Below are 16,106 nucleotides of genomic sequence, written 5' to 3'. Positions count from 1 at the left end.
CTACTCGTAGGTCTCGCCGGCCTCGGCCTTGGCGACCAGCGAGGCGGGCGGGGTGAACTGCTCGCCGTACTTGGTCAGCTCCTGCGCGCGGGCGACGAAGGCCTTGGGGCCGACGGTGCCGTCCGGCGCGGTGTAGCCGTTGATGAACTGCAGCACGCCGCCGGTCCACGCGGGGAAGCCGATGCCGAAGATCGAGCCGATGTTGGCGTCGGCGACGGAGTCCATGACGCCCTCGTCGAAGCAGCGCACCGTCTCCAGGGACTCGGCGAACAGCATCCGGTCGATCATGTCCTGCAGCGGGATGTCCTGGCCCGCGGGCAGGAGATCCTTCAGGCCCGGCCACAGGCCGGTGCGCTTGCCGTCGACGTAGTCGTAGAAGCCCGCGCCGTCCTTGCGGCCGGTGCGGCCCGCGTCCACCATCGCGTCGACCACGGCGTCGCTGCCGTGCGCGGGCAGCGGCTTGCCGGCGGCCTCGGCGGCGGCGCGGGTCTCCTTGCGGATCTTCTGCGGCAGCGTCAGCGTCAGTTCGTCCATGAGCTGCAGCGGTGCGGCCGGGTAGCCGGCCTGCTGACCGGCCTGCTCGATGAGCACCGGGTTCACGCCCTCGCCGACGGCGGCGATGGCCTCGTTGACGAAGGTGCCGATCACGCGGGAGGTGAAGAAGCCGCGCGAGTCGTTGACCACGATCGGCGTCTTCTTGATCTGCAGCGTGTAGTCGATGACCTTGGCCAGCACCGCGTCCGAGGTCTTGGCGCCGCGGATGATCTCCACCAGCGGCATCTTGTCCACGGGGGAGAAGAAGTGGATGCCGATGAAGTCCTCGGAGCGCTTGACGCCCTCGGCGAGGATGGTGATGGGCAGCGTGGAGGTGTTGGACCCGAGGATGGCGTCGGGCTCGACGACGTCCTCGATCTCCTGGAACACCTTGTGCTTCACCTCGACCGACTCGAACGCGGCCTCGATCACGAGATCCACGCCGGCGAAATCGGCGGCGTCGACGGTCGGCGTGATGCGGGCGAGCAGCTCGGCCGACTTCTCGGCGGTGGTGCGGCCCTTGGCGAGCGCCTTCTCCTCGAGCTTCTCGGAGTACGCCTTGCCCTTCTGCGCCGCCTCGAGCGAGACGTCCTTGAGGACGACCTCGATGCCGGCCTTGGCCGAGACGTACGCGATGGCCGCGCCCATCATGCCGGCGCCGATGACGCCGACCTTCTTCGCGGTGTACTTGTCGTAGCCCTCGGGGCGCGAGCCGCCGCCGCTGATGTGCTGCAGGTCGAAGAAGAACGCCTTGATCATGTTCTTCGAGATCTGGCCGGTGGCGAGCGAGACGAAGTACCGGCCCTCGATCACGCTGGCGGTGTCGAAATCGACCATCGCGCCCTCGACCGCGGCGGCCATGATGGCGCGCGGCGCGGGCATCGGGGCGCCCTTGAGCTGCTTGCGCAGGTTCGCGGGGAACGCGGGCAGGTTCGCGGCGATCGCGGGCGAGCTCGGCGAGCCGCCGGGGATCTTGTAGCCCTTGACGTCCCACGGCTGCACGCCGCCCTCGGGGTTGGCCTTGATCCACGCCTTCGCGGCCGGGATCAGCTCCTCGACGGTGCCGACGACCTCGTGGACCAGGCCCACCTCCTTGGCCTTCGCGGGCTTCATCCGCGGACCCTGCAGTAGGACGCCCATGAGCGCGCCCTGCAGGCCCAGCAGCCGCACGGTGCGGGTCACGCCGCCGCCGCCGGGGAGCAGGCCCAGGGTGACCTCGGGGAGGCCGATCTGCGAGCCGCGCGCGTCGGCGGCGATGCGGTGGTGCGTGGCCAGCGCGATCTCGAGGCCGCCGCCCAGGGCGGCGCCGTTGATCGCGGCGACGACGGGCTTGCCGAGGGTCTCGAGGCGGCGCAGCGCGGCCTTCATCGACTCGACGTTGTCGCGCAGCGTCGCGGCGTCCTCGGGACGCGCCTGGCGGATGAGGCCCAGGTTGCCGCCGGCGAAGAAGGTCTTCTTCGCCGAGGTGAGCACGACGCCCGTGATGGAGTCCTTCTCGGCCTCCAGGCGGTCGATGGTGGCGCCCATCGACTCGCGGTACAGGTCGTTCATGGTGTTCGCGGAGCTGGTGGGGTCGTCCATCGTCAGGGTGACGATGCCGTCGGCGTCCTGCTCCCAGCGGATCATGTTCTCAGCCATGTCTATTGTTGTCTCCGTAGTCTTTCCGGCCGGTCAGAGGCGCTCGATGATGGTGGCGATGCCCATGCCGCCGCCGACGCACAGGGTCATCAGGCCGTAGCGGCCGCCGGTGCGCTCGAGGTTGTCGAGCACCGTCGAGACCAGCATCGCGCCGGTCGCGCCGAGGGGGTGGCCGAGCGCGATGGCGCCGCCCAGCGGGTTCACCTGCTCGCGCTCGAGCTTCATGTCCTTCATCCACCGCAGCACGACGGACGCGAAGGCCTCGTTGAGCTCCCAGTGGTCGATCTGCTCCTTCGACAGGCCCGCCTTGGCGAGGACCTTCTCGGTGGCCGGCGTCGGGCCGGTGAGCATGATGGTCGGCTCCGAGCCCGTGACCGCGGTGGCGACGATGCGGCCGCGCGGGGTCAGGCCGGCCTTCTGCCCGCCGGCCTCGTTGCCGATCAGCAGCAGGGCGGCACCGTCGACGATGCCCGAGCTGTTGCCGCCCGTGTGGACGTGGTTGATCTTCGGCACGGTGTAGTACTTCTGCAGCGCGACGGCGTCGAAGCCGCCCATCTCGCCGATGCCGTCGAAGGCCGGGCGCAGCTTGCCGAGGCCCTCGAGGGTGGTGCCGGGGCGGCGGTGCTCGTCGTTGTCGAGCACCGTCAGGCCGTTGATGTCCTTGACGGGCACGACGGACTTGGCGAACCAGCCGTTCTCCCACGCGGCCGCGGCGTTGGCCTGCGACTGCACGGCGTACTGGTCGACGTCCTCGCGGGTGTAGCCGTCGATCGACGCGATCAGGTCGGCGCCGATGCCCTGCGGCACGAAGTAGGTGTCGTAGTTGGTGGTGACGTCCTGGTGCATGGCGCCGCCGTCGGAGCCGAGCGGCACGCGCGACATGGACTCCACGCCGCCGGCGAGCACGAGGTCGTCGCCCAGGCCCGCGGCGACCTTCTGGGCCGCCATGTTGGTGGCCTCGAGGCCCGAGGCGCAGAAGCGGTTGATCTGCACGCCGGCGACGGTCTCGGGCAGGCCCGCGACGGTCGCGGCGGTGCGGGCGATGTCGCCGCCCTGCTCGCCGACGGGCGAGACCACGCCGAGCACGATGTCGTCGATCGCGGACGGGTCCATGGTGGGGTAGCGGTTCTTGAGCTCGTCGATCAGGCCGACCACCAGGTCCAGGGGCTTGGTGGCGTGCAGGGCGCCGCCGCGCTGCTTGCCGCGCGGCGTGCGGATCGCCTCGTAGATGAATGCTTCGGGCACGGTGTTCCTTCCATGGGTGCTGTCTCGGGGAATGTCACAAGTGAATCACTATTCTTTAACTTTGCGCGATTCGGCTCCCGTCGAACATGTTCTAGAACACAATCCCATACATGACGTCTCTTGAGAACATCGCCTGGTTCCCGCGCACGGAGGAACCGCGCAGCTCGCAGCGCAACACCTGGAACAACAGCGTCCGCAACCACGCCGTCATGCGCGGCGATCAGGCGGCGCTGCGCTACCTCGACAAGGAGGTCACCTGGGCGGGCCTCGCCGAGCGGGTCGGGGCCTTCGCCGGCGCGCTGCGCGAGCGCGGCATCACCGCCGGCGATCGGGTGCTGATCCTGGGCCTGAACCGGATCGAGTACGTCGAGGCGGCCCTCGGCGTCACCGCGCTCGGCGCGATCGCCGTCCCGGTCAACTTCCGGATGGCGCCGCCCGAGGTGGCCTTCCTGGTCCAGGACACGATGTGCAGCGCCGTCGTCTACGAGGCGCCCTTCGACCCGCTGATCGCGGGCGTCGCGGGCGCGGGCGCCGACTTCGGCCTGCGCATCCGGTTCGACGGTGCCGACGAGGCCGCCGGCGCGCTGGGCTTCGAGGACCTCGTCGCCGAGGGGCGTCCCGACCCGCACGTCGACGTCCCGGAGGACTCACCGGCGCTGATCATGTACACCTCGGGCACGACCGGCCGCCCCAAGGGCGCGGTGCTCACCCACGTCAACATGACCGCACAGGGCTGGACGAACCTCGTCGCGCCGGGCGCCGTCGACCCGGACGCCGTGGGCGCGGTCGCCGTCCCCCTGTTCCACATCGCCGGCTTCGGCGTGCTCGCGACCGCCTTCCTGCAGGGCCTGACCTCGGTGATCTTCCCGCTCGGCGCCTTCGACCCGGGCCAGACGCTGGACGCGCTGGAGCGCGAGGGCATCACCAGCATGTTCATGGTGCCGATGCAATGGCAGCTCGCGGTGAACGAGCAGAAGCAGCGGCCGCGCGACCTCAAGCTCAAGTTCGTGTGGTGGGGCGCCGCGCCGGCCAGCGAGACGCTGCTCCGCGAGCTCGCCGCCACGTTCCCCGACGCCGAGATCTGCGCCGTCTTCGGCCAGACCGAGATGTCGCCCGTCACCTGCGCGCTCTCGGGCGCCGACGCGCTGCGCAAGTTCGGCTCCGTCGGCAAGGTCGTGCGCACCGTCGCGGCCCGGGTCATCGACTCCGAGGGCAACGACGTGCCCCGCGGCGAGGTGGGCGAGATCGTCTACCGCGGGCCCAACATGATGTCCGGCTACTGGAACAACCTCGAGGCCACGAAGGAGGCGTTCCACGGCGGCTGGTTCCACTCGGGCGACCTCGTCCGCATGGACGAGGAGGGCTTCGTCTACGTCGTCGACCGCGCCAAGGACATGGTCATCTCGGGCGGCGAGAACATCTACTCGGTCGAGGTGGAGAACGCCGTCGCGGCGCACCCCGACGTCACCGAGGTCGCCGTGATCGGCAAGCCCGACGAGCGCTTCGGCGAGGCCGTGGTGGCCGTCGTTCAGCTGCGCGACGGCGCCGAGCTCACCGTCGAATCGCTCTCGGAGTTCCTCAACGACCACATCGCCCGCTACAAGCACCCCCGCCACGTGGTCGTGATCGACGCTCTGCCGCGCAACCCCACGGGCAAGGTCACCAAGCCCGTCCTGCGCCAGCAGTTCGGCTGACGGTCCCCCTCCGCCCGACGGTGCCGCCCGGCCCCGTCGGGCGAGGGCCCGGACGCACGAGCCGGGGCCCTCCGAACGAGAACCCCGGCTCCGTCGTGCACCGCCGACTCAGACCAGCCGACGACCGAACTTCGCGCGGAGGCGGAGGTCGGCGAGGAGCAGGTGGTACGGCAGGCGCCGGAGCGCGAGCGGGGTGAAGCGGTTGCTGAACGCGACCAGCCGCCAGAACGCGTCGAACCGGCGCTGATCGCGGGCGGTCCACTCGATCTCCATGGCCTCCCGGAACTTCGGCGCGAGGAAGCCCGCGTTCTGGAACCGGTTGAAGGCCTTGATCGGCTCGGGGAGGTTGCCGACGAAGGTGAAGTCGACGAGCTGCCGCAGGTAGGTGCGGGCCGTTTCGTCGGGGTTGATCCGCGTGGCGCACAGCTCGACCCACTTCGCGTCGAACTCCTCCGGCGTCGCGGGCCACAGGTCGGCGGGCACCTGCAGCGTGGTGCCCAGCGGCGCGGCGTCGCGGTAGAACAGCGCGCGCTGCTCGCGGTTCATGCGGCCGCGGAGCAGCTGGTGCGTGTCCTCGTAGCCGATGTACAGGCACATCGCGACCCACAGCTGCAGCCCGCGGTCCATCGCGTTGTACTTGACCGGACTCGACGCGGTGCTGCGGACCTGCCGGTGCGCGGTGTTGACCGCCTCGCGGTAGCGGGCCTTGTCCTCGGGGGTGCCGAGCACCGCGACGGCGAGGTAACTGATCGTGGTGCGGGTGCGCTTGACCGGGTGCTTGTACAGGGAGCCGGAGTCGACGGGCGACTCCATCACGCCGTAGGCGACGGGCTTGTTGACCAGCTGCATGACCACGTTCGCGGCGCCGGCCGCGAGCGAAGTGACGTCCATCGCGTCGGTCAGGGTGGTGAGGACGTGGGCGGGCCGCGCGGGCGCCGTGATCGTGATGCGGTAGCCCTCCGCGACCGGGTCGACGGGGTGGGCCGGGGGCGCGGGCGGTGCGGTGTCCGTCGCCGCGGCGGGCGTGGCGTGGGGCTCGGCGCTCAGAGTCATGCGCGGTCCTTCGGGTTCTTCCACCGAATCGGTGTGTGAATGTTCACTTACTTATAGTGTTGACGGTACACCGCGGACGGGCTCCTGACAGTGAGTACTCTCGAAGCGGACGGTGAAGAGGAGTAGACGTGACCCAGGCGCGGCGGAAGCGGCCCAAGGACCGGCGCGAGCAGATCGCGCGGGTCGCCGCTGAGGATTTCTCCCGGCGCGGCTATCACGGCGTCGGGATCGAGGAGATCGCCGCGTCGCTCGACATCAGCGGGCCGGCGGTCTACCGGCACTTCCCCAACAAGTACGCGCTGCTCGAGCACGCGATCACCTCGGCCTCCGACGCGTTGTGCAACGCCGTCGACGAGGCGGCCGAGGCCACGGCGGGGCAGGAGCCGGCGGCGCGGGTCGACGCGATCATCGAGGCCGCGCTGCGGATCTCCTTCGAGCGCCGGAACACGGGCGGCCTGTTCCGCTGGGAGCAGCGCCTGCTCGAGGGCGAGGACAGGTCGCGGATCCGCGAGCAGCTGACCGCGATGATCGGCACGGTCGCCGACGCCGCGGCGCCGGCGCTCCCCGGCGTCGACCGGGCCGAGATCGAGCTGCGCAGCGTGGCGCTGATCAGCGTGACCGGTAGCGTCACCGCGCACCGGACCGTCCTCGCGCAGAAGCGCGCCGAGGCCGTGCTCGGCGCCGCGGCGCGGCAGGTGCTGGCGCTGCCCACCCCGCCGGTGCCGTTCACCGTCGGGCCGCCGCCGGAGCCCAATCCCGACGCGGGCCGGCAGGAGCAGGTGCTGGTCGAGGCGATCGAGCAGATCTTCCAGCACGGCTTCCACAACGTGAGCATGGGCCAGATCGGGCGCGCGGCCGGGATCGTCCCGTCCGGCATGTATCGCTACTTCCCCAGCAAGGCAGGCATTCTGGTCAGCGCTCTCGACCACGCCGGCAAGGGGGTGGGCGACGCGATCGCCGAGGTCACCACGACGGTGCCGGATCCCACGGCCCGACTCGCGGCCCTCGCGCAGGCCTACGTGCAGTTGTCGTTCCTGCGGTCGAAGCTGATGACCGTGTACTTCCGCGAGATCGGCAACGTGCCCGACGCGGACCGCAGCCGCCTCGCCGGGATCCAGCGCGCCAACATCGCCGCGTTCGCCGACGCCGTGGTCGCGGTCCGGCCCGAGCTCAGCGCCGCCGAGGCCACCTTCCTCGTCCATGCCGCGTTCGCCGTCGTCTTCGACGTGGGCCGCACCCGCCGCTTCGACACCGACCCGGCGTTCCAGGCCGAGGTCTACGCCCTGGTCTGCGCGGTGCTGTTCGGAGGCTGAGCGGGCACCGCGCCGGCGGGCGTCCGCGTTCAGATGAGAGGCCTGCCCGCGCCCATCCGCAGCCGCAGGTCCACCATGAGCGATCGCGTCGGCCCGAACCGCAGGAACCGCGGGATGAAGCGGTTGACGAAGCCCACGAACGCGAAGAGGTTCTCGAACCGGCGCTGATCCGCGGCCGTCCAGGCCACGTGCATCTGCTCCCGGAAGTACGGCGCGAGGAAGCCGGCGGTGAGGAACGTCAGCAGCCCGCCGAAGACGAGATGCAGCGGCCAGGTGATCATCCGCAGGTGCAGCAGGTCGTCGAGGTAGGCGGCGACGGGCTCGTCGAGCCGGATCTCTCCGCACGCGCGGACCCAGTAGTCGTCGAAGTCGGCGCGCGTGGCCGGCCACATGTCGCGCGGCACCTGCAGGGTGGTGCCGAGCGTCGCGCAGGACTGGTAGAAGCTCTCGGCCTGGTTCTCGGGCAGCCGCCCGTTGAGCATCTGGTACGTGTCCTCGAAGCCGACGAAGAGGCAGGCCGCCACCCAGAGCTGCAGGTCCCGGTCGAAGGCGTTGTACTTCACCGCCGCCCCGGGCTGCGATTTCACCTGCCGGTGCGCCCCGTTGACGGCCTCGCGGTAGGCCTCCTTCTCGGCGTCGCTGCCGAGGATCGCGACCGCGAGGTACTGGGTGGTGGTGCGCGCGCGCTTCCACGGGCGCTTCATCAGCGCGCCGCTCTCCACCGTCGACTCCACCACGCCGTGCCCGACGCCCGGGCTCATCATCTGCATCGCGACGTTCGCGGCCGCGCCGGCGAAGCCCCAGAAGTCGAGGGCGTCGGTCACCGCGAGCTCGCGGGTCGTGTACCGCCGGTGGGTGCCCGGGATCGAGATCCTGGTGCGCTCCAGGGTGAGTGGGGCATCGTCGGGCGCGCCGAGGTCCCCGGCAGGAGTGGACGAGCGTGACATGGAGGCTCCTATCGCGTCGGCGGGAGGGTGGCGAGGTAGTCGTCGAGGAGGACCAGCCCGGCGCCGACGAGCACGACACCCGCGACCGCCGCGGCGAGGAGCAGGAGCCAGGCCGCGATCCGCACCACTGCGGGCACCCGCTGCCGGCCGCCGAGGATCTTCACGTACTGGACCACCACGTCGATGATCCACACCAGGGCCATCACCGCATCGTCACGTTCGCGAAGAGCAGCACCGGCCAGCAGACGACGGCACCGAGGAAGGAGACGATCCGGTCGATCCCGCTGAGGTCGCCGAGGTGGTCCATGTGGGTCAGCGACCAGACGACGCCGATGATCCCGTACGGGATGCCCACGAGGACGAGGAGGCCGATGAACTCCGAGACCTTCATCTCGTAATCGAGGAAGCGCTGCACCATCGTCGGGTCCTCCGGGCGTCAGTTGGGGGTGCCCGACGGTGCGGGCAGGGCGGGCATGGTCGGGGTGGCGGGCTGCTGCGGGTTCGACGGCGCGGACGGGTTCGCCGACGGGGCCGTCCCCGTTCCGCCGCCGAGACCGCTGAGCACGGCGTTCGGGTTGGCCGGGTCGCCGGCCTCGGTGATGATCCAGTCCCGGTTGCGGTCGAGGCTCACCGAGTAGGTGCTGGTGCTGAGAGTGCCCTGCGGGGCCTGGATGTTCTGCGTCGAGACGTCGACGGCCACCTTCACCTGGTAGATGCCGTTCACCTCGGAGGTGGTCTTCGCGAACGATGCCTTGCCCGTGGCGGTGATCCGCAGCGGGGTCACGATCTCGCGCATGACGTCGAGGATGGAGTCGAACTTCTTCGCCAGTTCCGGTGTGGCTCCGGCCTTCAGCCCGTTGATCCACGGCGTGAGGTCGCGGTAGTCGATGGTCGCGGCCTTGACGGCGTAGTCGGAGGCGATCTGCTCGGCGCGGGCCCGGTCGGACGCCTCCTGCCGCTCCGCGTCGAGGGCGCGGGTCTGCAGGTAGAGCAGGACGGAGACGGCGACGAGCGCGACGACGACGACCGTCGCGAGGACGGTGCGCAGTGTGCCCGACGGTGCCCGCCGGGCGGGCTCCTCGTCGGGGGCCTTCCCGAGCGACTTCTTCCGCGCGGCGGCGGATCCGGAAGGGGGCGTGGCGGATCGGGCGGGCCCCGGCTTCCGCGGCTTCTCGGTCGAGACCGGCGGCGCGGCCTCGTCAGCGGCGTCTTCGGCCGCCTGATCGGCAGCGTCGTCCTCGGCGGAGTTCTCGTCGTCGGGGGCCGACGCGTCGGCGGCGACCTCGTCGGGGTCGTCGTGCTCCTGCGGCATGGATTCCTCTCTGGTGGTCAGGGGCGGGGGAGGGTCAGGGTGACGCGCGCGGCACCGTCGGTCCCGGCGACCTGCAGCGCGTTCGACAGCAGCGTGCTGAGATCGATCTGCGGCACCGTGCGGTTGACCGCCGAGAAGATGGAGATGAACGGGCCGCCGGTGGTGGCGACCGCGGGGAGCAGCTCGTCGAGGTAGGGCTTGAGCCGCTTGAGGAACGGGTCGATGGTGTTCACGAACGGGTCCGGCGCGTCGAGGGTCATCACCATGCGTTGCACGGCCTGCACGGCGCTGAGCACCACGTCGGCCGTGTTCTCGAACTCGGTGCCGAGTCGGCGCACGGCGTTCGCGGTCCACCCCAGGTCCGCGGAGTAGACCTGGGTGTTGGCGAACATGCTGCGGATCGCGGGCATCCGGCTGAGCACGGTGGAGCTGAGCAGCTGCCCGGCGCGGCTGAGGGTGGTCAGGTCGTCGTCGCGGCCGGAGGTCGCCTGCCACGCCGTCTTCACGATTCCCCCGAGCGCACCCGAGTCCGCGGTGCGGTTGAGCGCTGCGAGCGCCTCGAAGACGTCGCTGACGGAGCGGGACTGGGTGACGGCCGTCGCGGGGATCTCGGCGCCCGAGGCGAAGACGGCGCCGTCGGAGGAGCGGGGCGCGAACTCGACGTAGGGCTCGCTGAGCGCGCTGAGCTGCTCGACGGAGAGGGCCGAGTCCACCGGGATCCGGTACTCCGACGGGTAGCGCAGGGCGACCCGGACGCCCTCGGTCGAGGGCTCGACGGCGGTGACGTCGCCGATCCGCACGCCGCGCAGGAGGATCGGCGACCCGATCGACAGCTGACCGGTGTGGGCCAACTTGAGCGAGAGCGTCGTGTAGGTCACGCCGGGACGCAGCCCCATGTAGCCGACCAGGAGGATGAGCAGGCCGACCACGAGCACCACGGTGAACGTGATCGCGTTCGCCACCAGTTCCTTCTTCATCGCACCGCCCCGATCATGCGCATCGCGCGGAGCGCCTGCTCCGCCTTCTCCTCGGTGGGCACGGCGGGACCGTCGGAGACCTTGACCACGTTCACCTTCGGGCCGTGCTCGACCCACGGGATGATCGTGTCCCGGAACAGGTTCCGCAGGTTGATCAGATTGTCAGGGCGGACGGCGCCCACCGGTCGGTCGAGGAGGAGCAGGGGGCTGACCACCTGCGTGAACAGCGCCGCGAGGTCGCGGACACCCGGGGTCAGCGGCGCGGTGTTCTTGATCAGCGGTGCCAGCGAGGCGAACACCTCGGTCACCCGGGCGGTCTCGGAGATGACGCCCCAGCGGCGGAGCCCGTCGGGGGAGAGGTAGTCGCTGAGCATCCGGTGCTCGGCCGCGACGGTGCCGGTGACCCCGACGACGGAGCGCAGCGCCGCGTCGAGTGAGGCGGTGTCGTCGGCCCACGCCATGACGGTGGACGCCAGGTTGTCGGTGATCGTGCGGGTGCGCGTCGGATCATCGGGGAAGGCACCGTCGATCCGCTGGACCGTGTTGCCGAGTTGCGCGACGCCGCCGCTGCCGAGGAAGCCCGACAGGCTGGTCATGAGGTCCTCCACGTGATCCGGCGGGCGGCTCTGCGCGAGCGGGATCAGCCCGCCCGCGCGGAGCGGTTGCGCGGTCGAGGTGGGCGCCGAGACCAGCGCGATGTAGACGTCGCCGAGGAGCGTGTCCTGGCGCAGCTCGGCGGTGGTGTCGGCGGGGATGCTCGCGGGCTCCGAGATGGTCAGGGTCGCGACGGCCCGATCGCCGTCGAGCCGCACCGAATCCATGGTGCCGACGGAGCGGCCGTTGAACCGGACCTGCGCCTGGTCGGGCAGGTTCAGGGCGTTGGAGAATTCCACGCGCAGAGGCCATCCCGACGACCAGCCGGTGGGACTCGGCAGGGTCGACGGGCTCGCGCGGAGCACGCCGAGAACGCCGAGCGCGAGGACGACGAGGAGGAGCAGGCCGCGGGTGATCCGGCTGCGGACGGTGGGGCGGTTCATCGGGCGGCCCCCGTTCCGCGGAGCACGGCGGAGATCAGGTCGACGTCGATGTGGCCGGGGTCGACGACCTTGCACTGGCCCGGTGCGATGCGGTTGACGTTGGCGCAGGTCAACTCGGGGTTGCGGGCGACCATCTTCGTCGACGGCGGGGTGAAGACGATCTTCAGTCCGAGGGTCCGCTGGTCGAAGGAGACGTTGAAGGCGTCGATCAGGGGCGGGAGGAAGCCGAGGAGATCGCCCCAGTTCCGCACGCCGGCGCTGACCAGCCGCGATGCGGGGATCACGGTGTCGAGGATCGGCCACAGGTTGTGGCCGTAGTGGGAGATCAGGTCCCGCAGCAGTTTTCCGAGGGGGATCAGTGCCTCTGCGAGGGTCTCCGTGGTCCTCGCCGTCGGGACGATGATCTCGGCGAGGCCGTCGGGGGTGGTCGTCAGGAGCTGTTTGAGTGGGCTCCAGTTCGAGGTCATGCCGCCGGTGAGGGACGAGACCGCGTCGAGGCTGCGGCCCACGTCGCCGATGCCGGGGCCGGGGTCGTCGAGCAGTGCGGCGAGGCTGCCGATGACGCCGTTGACGTCGGGCCCGGTGCCGTCGACAGCGGCCGCGAGAGAGGTGAGTGAGTCCTGAACCTGCTTGGCCTGTTCCGGCCCGCCGCCCGTCGTGAGCTTCGCCGCGGCGTCGCCGATCGAGCTGAGGCTCCGGCTCAGGGACTGCGGGGTCTTGGTGTCGGTCAGGCACTTCCCGGCCTGCAGCGCGGGGCCCTGGGCGGCGCCGTCGACGAGGGCCAGCTGCCGGGAGGCGATGAGCGAGGCGGCGACGGTCACCGCACCGGTGCCGGCCCTGATCGCCTGGTCGGCGTCCACGTCGAACTCCACACGCGCCGCGGCGTTCTCGGGGCGGACGGCGGTGACCCTCCCGATCGGCACGCCGAGCCGGGTCACGGGGTTGCCGACGTACAGGCCGATCGCGTCGGGCATCATCGCGCAGTACCTGGCCTGAGCCTTCTCGGGCGTGCGGGCGACGTACAGGGCGGCGGCGATGATCGACCCGACCACCGTGATCGCGATCGCGGTGATCAGCCATTTCGAGCCCAGGATCTTGGAGACCATCAGCACGGTGCCCCTTCCAGCGGGATGCAGTACTGGGACGAGAGGGTGGGGACGGAACCGTCGAAGACGATGGTGCCGTCCGGCTTGACCGAGGACTGGATCCGCCGCAACAGGGCCATCGCGTCGTCGATCATCTTCTGGTACTTGGTGAGCAGCCCGCCGATCTGGCCGGACATGAGGTTCACCTGCGCCTCCATCGACGCGAGGTTCTCCTGGTAGAAGTTGGCCGGCGGGATGATCCGGGTGAGCACCATGTCCAAGGCGCTCATGAACCGCTTGTACCCGGCCACGTTGAGCCGCGCGGTGGAGAAGTAGATGTTCATGTCGCGCATCACCTGGGTGAGGACGTCTCCGTTGCGATCGATCGCGGCGGAGTACTCCGCCAGGGTCTGGACGAAGCCGCCGACCTCGTCCTTCTGCGTCGACAGGCTCTGCACCACGCCCTGGAGGGTGGACAGCACCTCCTTCAGCTGGCCGGAGTTGCCACTCGTCGCGCGCTGGATCTGCGCGAGCGATTCGCGCAGCGGCGTCGGGTCGATCGCGCGGACCTTCGGATCGGCCTGCTGGAAGGTCTCGACCAGGCTGTACGGGATCCGCACCCGCGCCGGCGGGATCGGCGTCGCCCCCAGGGATCCCGTGCCGATCGAGTCGATGTCGACGAAGTAGCCACCGACGCCGGTCAGCATTTTCACGGCGACGCGGGACTGGTCGCCGATGTGCACCTTCTTCTTGATCCGCAGCCCCACGTCGACGTGGCCGCCGTCGAGCGCGACCCGCTGCACGGAACCCACGGAGACGCCGGCCACCCGCACGTCGTCGCCCGTGCGGACCATCCCCGCCTCGGGGAAGTGCGCGGTGTAGGTGGTGGTTCCGAGGGGCCGGACGGCGAGCACCGAGCTGGCGATCATCACGATCAGCGCCAGCGCGACGCCGAGCACGCCGAAGAGCAGCTGCCGGTTCTTCGAGCTCGGTAGGGCCCAGGCCTCCTCGACGCCGGAGGCGAACTTCAGTGCCAGCCGGTAGCCGTCGCGCAGCAGGGTCGTGGGCAGGTTCAGCGCTTGCACAGCGTCACCTTCGATCCTCGGAGGAAGACCAGGACGCCGGCGGGCAGTTGGGCCTCGCCGCGGCTGCAGCCGGTGTCGCCGCCCGCGGAGGGGACCTGCTGCTGCGTGAGGTTCGCGAACAGCCCGGGCAGGAGGGCGGCGAGGTCGACGAGGCTCTGCAGCCGGGGCAGTTCGGGTCGGGCGAGTTCGAGCAGCGAGCTGCCGGCGGGCTGCAGGCCCGCGCCGCGGAGCAGGGCGTCGGCCGCGGTCATGAGCTCGGCGCCCTGGTCGGAGAGGACCTTCGTCGACGGCGCGGCGTTGCGCATGACCTCGCCGATGCCCTGGAGGTAGCCGATCACGGTCGGCAGGCTCCCCGACTTGCCGCCGAGGCTGTCGTTGATCGCCTTGAGGTTGCGGACCAGTGTCTGCAGCAGTGCCGAGCGGTCGTTGCTGAACCGGCTCAGCGTCTGGAGGGCGTCGAGCAGGGGACCGAGCCCGGAACCGTCGCCCTCGACGACGGCCGCGATGGACTGCGCGAGGTGGTTGATCTGATCGGGCTGCATCGAGGCGAGCACGGGCTGCAGGCCGTTGAAGATCGTCGTGACGTCGAAGGACGGCACCGTCCGGGTCGTGCCGATCGTGGAGTCCGGGGCGATCGCCTCGGCCCGGGCGTCGCTCGGGGAGAGCTCGAGATAGCGGAGGCCGGTGAGGTTCTGGAACCGGATGGACAGCGTGGTGGCGGTGGTGAGCCGCTGGTCGCGGTCGACGGTGAACGCGACCCGGGCGAGCGAGCCGCGCGCGGTGTCGTCCTGGTCGAGCGTGACGTCGCGGACCTTGCCCACCTGGACGCCGAGCAGCCGCACATCGTCGCCGGAGCGGAGCCCGGAGGCGTTGGTGAACTCGGCGGTGTACGACGCTTGCGCGGCCTCGGCGGGGCGGGTGAGCGCGCGCACGGTGAAGGCCGCGCCGACCGCGATCAGGACGACGAAGATCAGCAGCAGGGTTCCGGGATTGCGGGCTGTGCGCACGTCAGCGGCCCCTCGTCGTGGTCGGCGCGGCGGTGGAGGTCGACGGTGCGCCCGTGGGCTTCGGCGCGGACGGGGCGGTGGACGTCGCGGCCGCCCCCGGTCCGGGCTTGCCGGGTGCGGGCTTGCCGGGTGGAGTCACGGAGAACTGCGGCACCGGCGGCAGCAGGGAGGCGATCGCGGGGAACTGCTGGAACGTGACGTCGAGGTTGAGGACGGGGCCGGATCCGTTGTCCGGCATGGATCGCCGGATCCGCTCGATGAGTTCCTCGAGCTGACGGCCGTTGCGGGCGGCGTCGGGGAAGCTCGAGACCGCCCGGGTGGAGAGCTCGCGGACCGGCACCAGCACCTCGGTGAGCGCCGCGACGTTGGGCGCGCTCAGCAGGGCGGCGAGCGCGGGCGAGAAGTCGTAGGCGAACGCGTCGATGGTCCCCTTCTGCCGCTCGGGGTAGCCCGGAGTGTCGGGGCCGGTCCAGGACCACAGCGCGCGGAGCCCGGGGAGCATCCGCTTGACCGACGTGTCGAGGGCGCCGAGTGTGGTCGCGATCGTCGGCAGAGTCTCGCCGGTGGGGATCCGCTGGGTGTCGGCGTTGGCCTCCGCGATGGCGCCGACGGCGCCGAGGAAGGGCAGGAACTGGCGGGTGGTGGTGTCCATCTGGGCGATGAGCTGCGCCATGTGGGGCCGGAAGCTCTCCCGCTCCATGGTGCTGAGCGAGCGGAGCAGGGAGGCCATCGTCGCGTCGTCGGGCGTCGAGATCGGTTCCCAGGAGGAGCCCTCGGCGAGGGTCCGGCCGCCCCGGCCGGGGGTCAGCGAGACCACCGTGATGCCGAAGGTGTTGCCGGGCGCGAAGGCGACCCGCACGGCGTCGGTCACGAGGTCGTCGGCGGCGCCGTTGAGCCGCATCGCCACGCCGAGTCGGCCGGCGCCGCGGTCGACGATGTCGCTGACCTCGCCGATCCGCAGGCCGTCCATCTCGACGGCGGTGCCGGGCGCGACACCGGGCGCGACGCTGCGCACCACGAGGGTCAGGGTCTTCGGCGGGACGGTGACGATCGCGCGGACCGCCCAGAACGCGGCCGCGGCGAGGAGCACCACCAGGATCGTGGCGAGGCCGCGGCGCAGCAGTACCGGGCCGGGCGTCATCATGCCCGTCACGGGCGCGGGCCAGCGCGTCGTCATCG

General features: G+C 70.8%; 15 protein-coding genes. 2 read left to right on the top strand and 13 right to left on the bottom strand.

The genetic code is table 11. The features are described from left to right. Positions 1-2,172 carry a 3-hydroxyacyl-CoA dehydrogenase NAD-binding domain-containing protein gene (locus BLW32_RS01025; protein WP_068740267.1) on the bottom strand — a complete coding sequence of 724 codons (2,172 nt, stop codon included), beginning with the start codon at positions 2,170-2,172 and terminating at the stop codon, positions 1-3. A 33-nt stretch (positions 2,173-2,205) separates the two neighbouring features. Beyond that, a complete protein-coding gene (locus BLW32_RS01020) occupies positions 2,206-3,417 on the bottom strand; it encodes an acetyl-CoA C-acetyltransferase (protein ID WP_068526194.1) in 1,212 nt (403 codons plus the stop codon). A 110-nt stretch (positions 3,418-3,527) separates the two neighbouring features. Here BLW32_RS01020 and BLW32_RS01015 point away from each other — a divergent pair, with 110 nt between their 5' ends. Then, complete coding sequence (locus BLW32_RS01015; protein ID WP_068526193.1) at positions 3,528-5,111, top strand: long-chain-fatty-acid--CoA ligase; 1,584 nt, start codon at positions 3,528-3,530, stop codon at positions 5,109-5,111. Positions 5,112-5,219: 108 nt separating this feature from the next. Here BLW32_RS01015 and BLW32_RS01010 read toward each other — a convergent pair whose 3' ends face one another. Continuing rightward, positions 5,220-6,164: an oxygenase MpaB family protein gene (locus tag BLW32_RS01010; protein ID WP_068740265.1), complete on the bottom strand. Its 945-nt coding sequence runs from the start codon at positions 6,162-6,164 to the stop codon at positions 5,220-5,222. 128 nt (positions 6,165-6,292) lie between these two features. Here BLW32_RS01010 and BLW32_RS01005 point away from each other — a divergent pair, with 128 nt between their 5' ends. Beyond that, positions 6,293-7,477, top strand: coding sequence for a TetR/AcrR family transcriptional regulator (locus tag BLW32_RS01005; RefSeq protein ID WP_068740263.1), 1,185 nt, complete (start codon positions 6,293-6,295; stop codon positions 7,475-7,477). Positions 7,478-7,506: 29 nt separating this feature from the next. Here the strand turns inward: BLW32_RS01005 and BLW32_RS01000 are convergent, their stop codons facing one another. From BLW32_RS01000 to BLW32_RS00955, 10 genes are read right to left on the bottom strand one after another with little or no spacing between them, the layout of a single operon-like run. After that, a complete protein-coding gene (locus BLW32_RS01000; RefSeq protein ID WP_068740261.1) occupies positions 7,507-8,424 on the bottom strand; it encodes an oxygenase MpaB family protein in 918 nt (305 codons plus the stop codon). Positions 8,425-8,432: 8 nt separating this feature from the next. Next, positions 8,433-8,627, bottom strand: a complete 195-nt coding sequence (locus tag BLW32_RS00995; protein ID WP_068627272.1) for a hypothetical protein — start codon at positions 8,625-8,627, stop codon at positions 8,433-8,435. Further along, positions 8,627-8,842: a hypothetical protein gene (locus BLW32_RS00990; RefSeq protein WP_068740259.1), complete on the bottom strand. Its 216-nt coding sequence runs from the start codon at positions 8,840-8,842 to the stop codon at positions 8,627-8,629. Before BLW32_RS00990 ends, BLW32_RS00995 begins: the two co-directional genes overlap by 1 nt. A gap of 18 nt (positions 8,843-8,860) precedes the next feature. Further along, entirely contained in the window at positions 8,861-9,736 is an 876-nt protein-coding gene (locus BLW32_RS00985; protein ID WP_068740257.1) for a hypothetical protein, read from the bottom strand. A gap of 17 nt (positions 9,737-9,753) precedes the next feature. Further along, a complete protein-coding gene (locus tag BLW32_RS00980) occupies positions 9,754-10,713 on the bottom strand; it encodes an MlaD family protein (protein ID WP_068740255.1) in 960 nt (319 codons plus the stop codon). Further along, complete coding sequence (locus BLW32_RS00975) at positions 10,710-11,750, bottom strand: MlaD family protein (RefSeq protein ID WP_068740253.1); 1,041 nt, start codon at positions 11,748-11,750, stop codon at positions 10,710-10,712. Before BLW32_RS00975 ends, BLW32_RS00980 begins: the two co-directional genes overlap by 4 nt. Next, positions 11,747-12,856 (bottom strand): MlaD family protein, encoded by a 1,110-nt coding sequence (locus BLW32_RS00970; RefSeq protein WP_074850295.1) that lies wholly within the window; start codon positions 12,854-12,856, stop codon positions 11,747-11,749. The genes BLW32_RS00975 and BLW32_RS00970 overlap by 4 nt, the downstream gene beginning before the upstream one ends. Continuing rightward, the gene (locus BLW32_RS00965) at positions 12,856-13,920 is read right to left on the bottom strand and encodes an MlaD family protein (RefSeq protein WP_068526183.1); all 1,065 of its coding nucleotides are present in this window, start codon (positions 13,918-13,920) and stop codon (positions 12,856-12,858) included. Before BLW32_RS00965 ends, BLW32_RS00970 begins: the two co-directional genes overlap by 1 nt. After that, the gene (locus BLW32_RS00960) at positions 13,908-14,927 is read right to left on the bottom strand and encodes an MlaD family protein (protein ID WP_068740249.1); all 1,020 of its coding nucleotides are present in this window, start codon (positions 14,925-14,927) and stop codon (positions 13,908-13,910) included. Before BLW32_RS00960 ends, BLW32_RS00965 begins: the two co-directional genes overlap by 13 nt. Position 14,928: 1 nt before the next feature. Next, positions 14,929-16,104 (bottom strand): MlaD family protein, encoded by a 1,176-nt coding sequence (locus BLW32_RS00955; protein WP_082791227.1) that lies wholly within the window; start codon positions 16,102-16,104, stop codon positions 14,929-14,931. Between the last annotated feature and the right edge of the window lie 2 nt (positions 16,105-16,106).

This window comes from Tsukamurella tyrosinosolvens, from assembly GCF_900104775.1.
Taxonomy (GTDB): domain Bacteria; phylum Actinomycetota; class Actinomycetes; order Mycobacteriales; family Mycobacteriaceae; genus Tsukamurella; species Tsukamurella tyrosinosolvens.
This window is presented reverse-complemented; position numbering and strand designations above follow the sequence as displayed.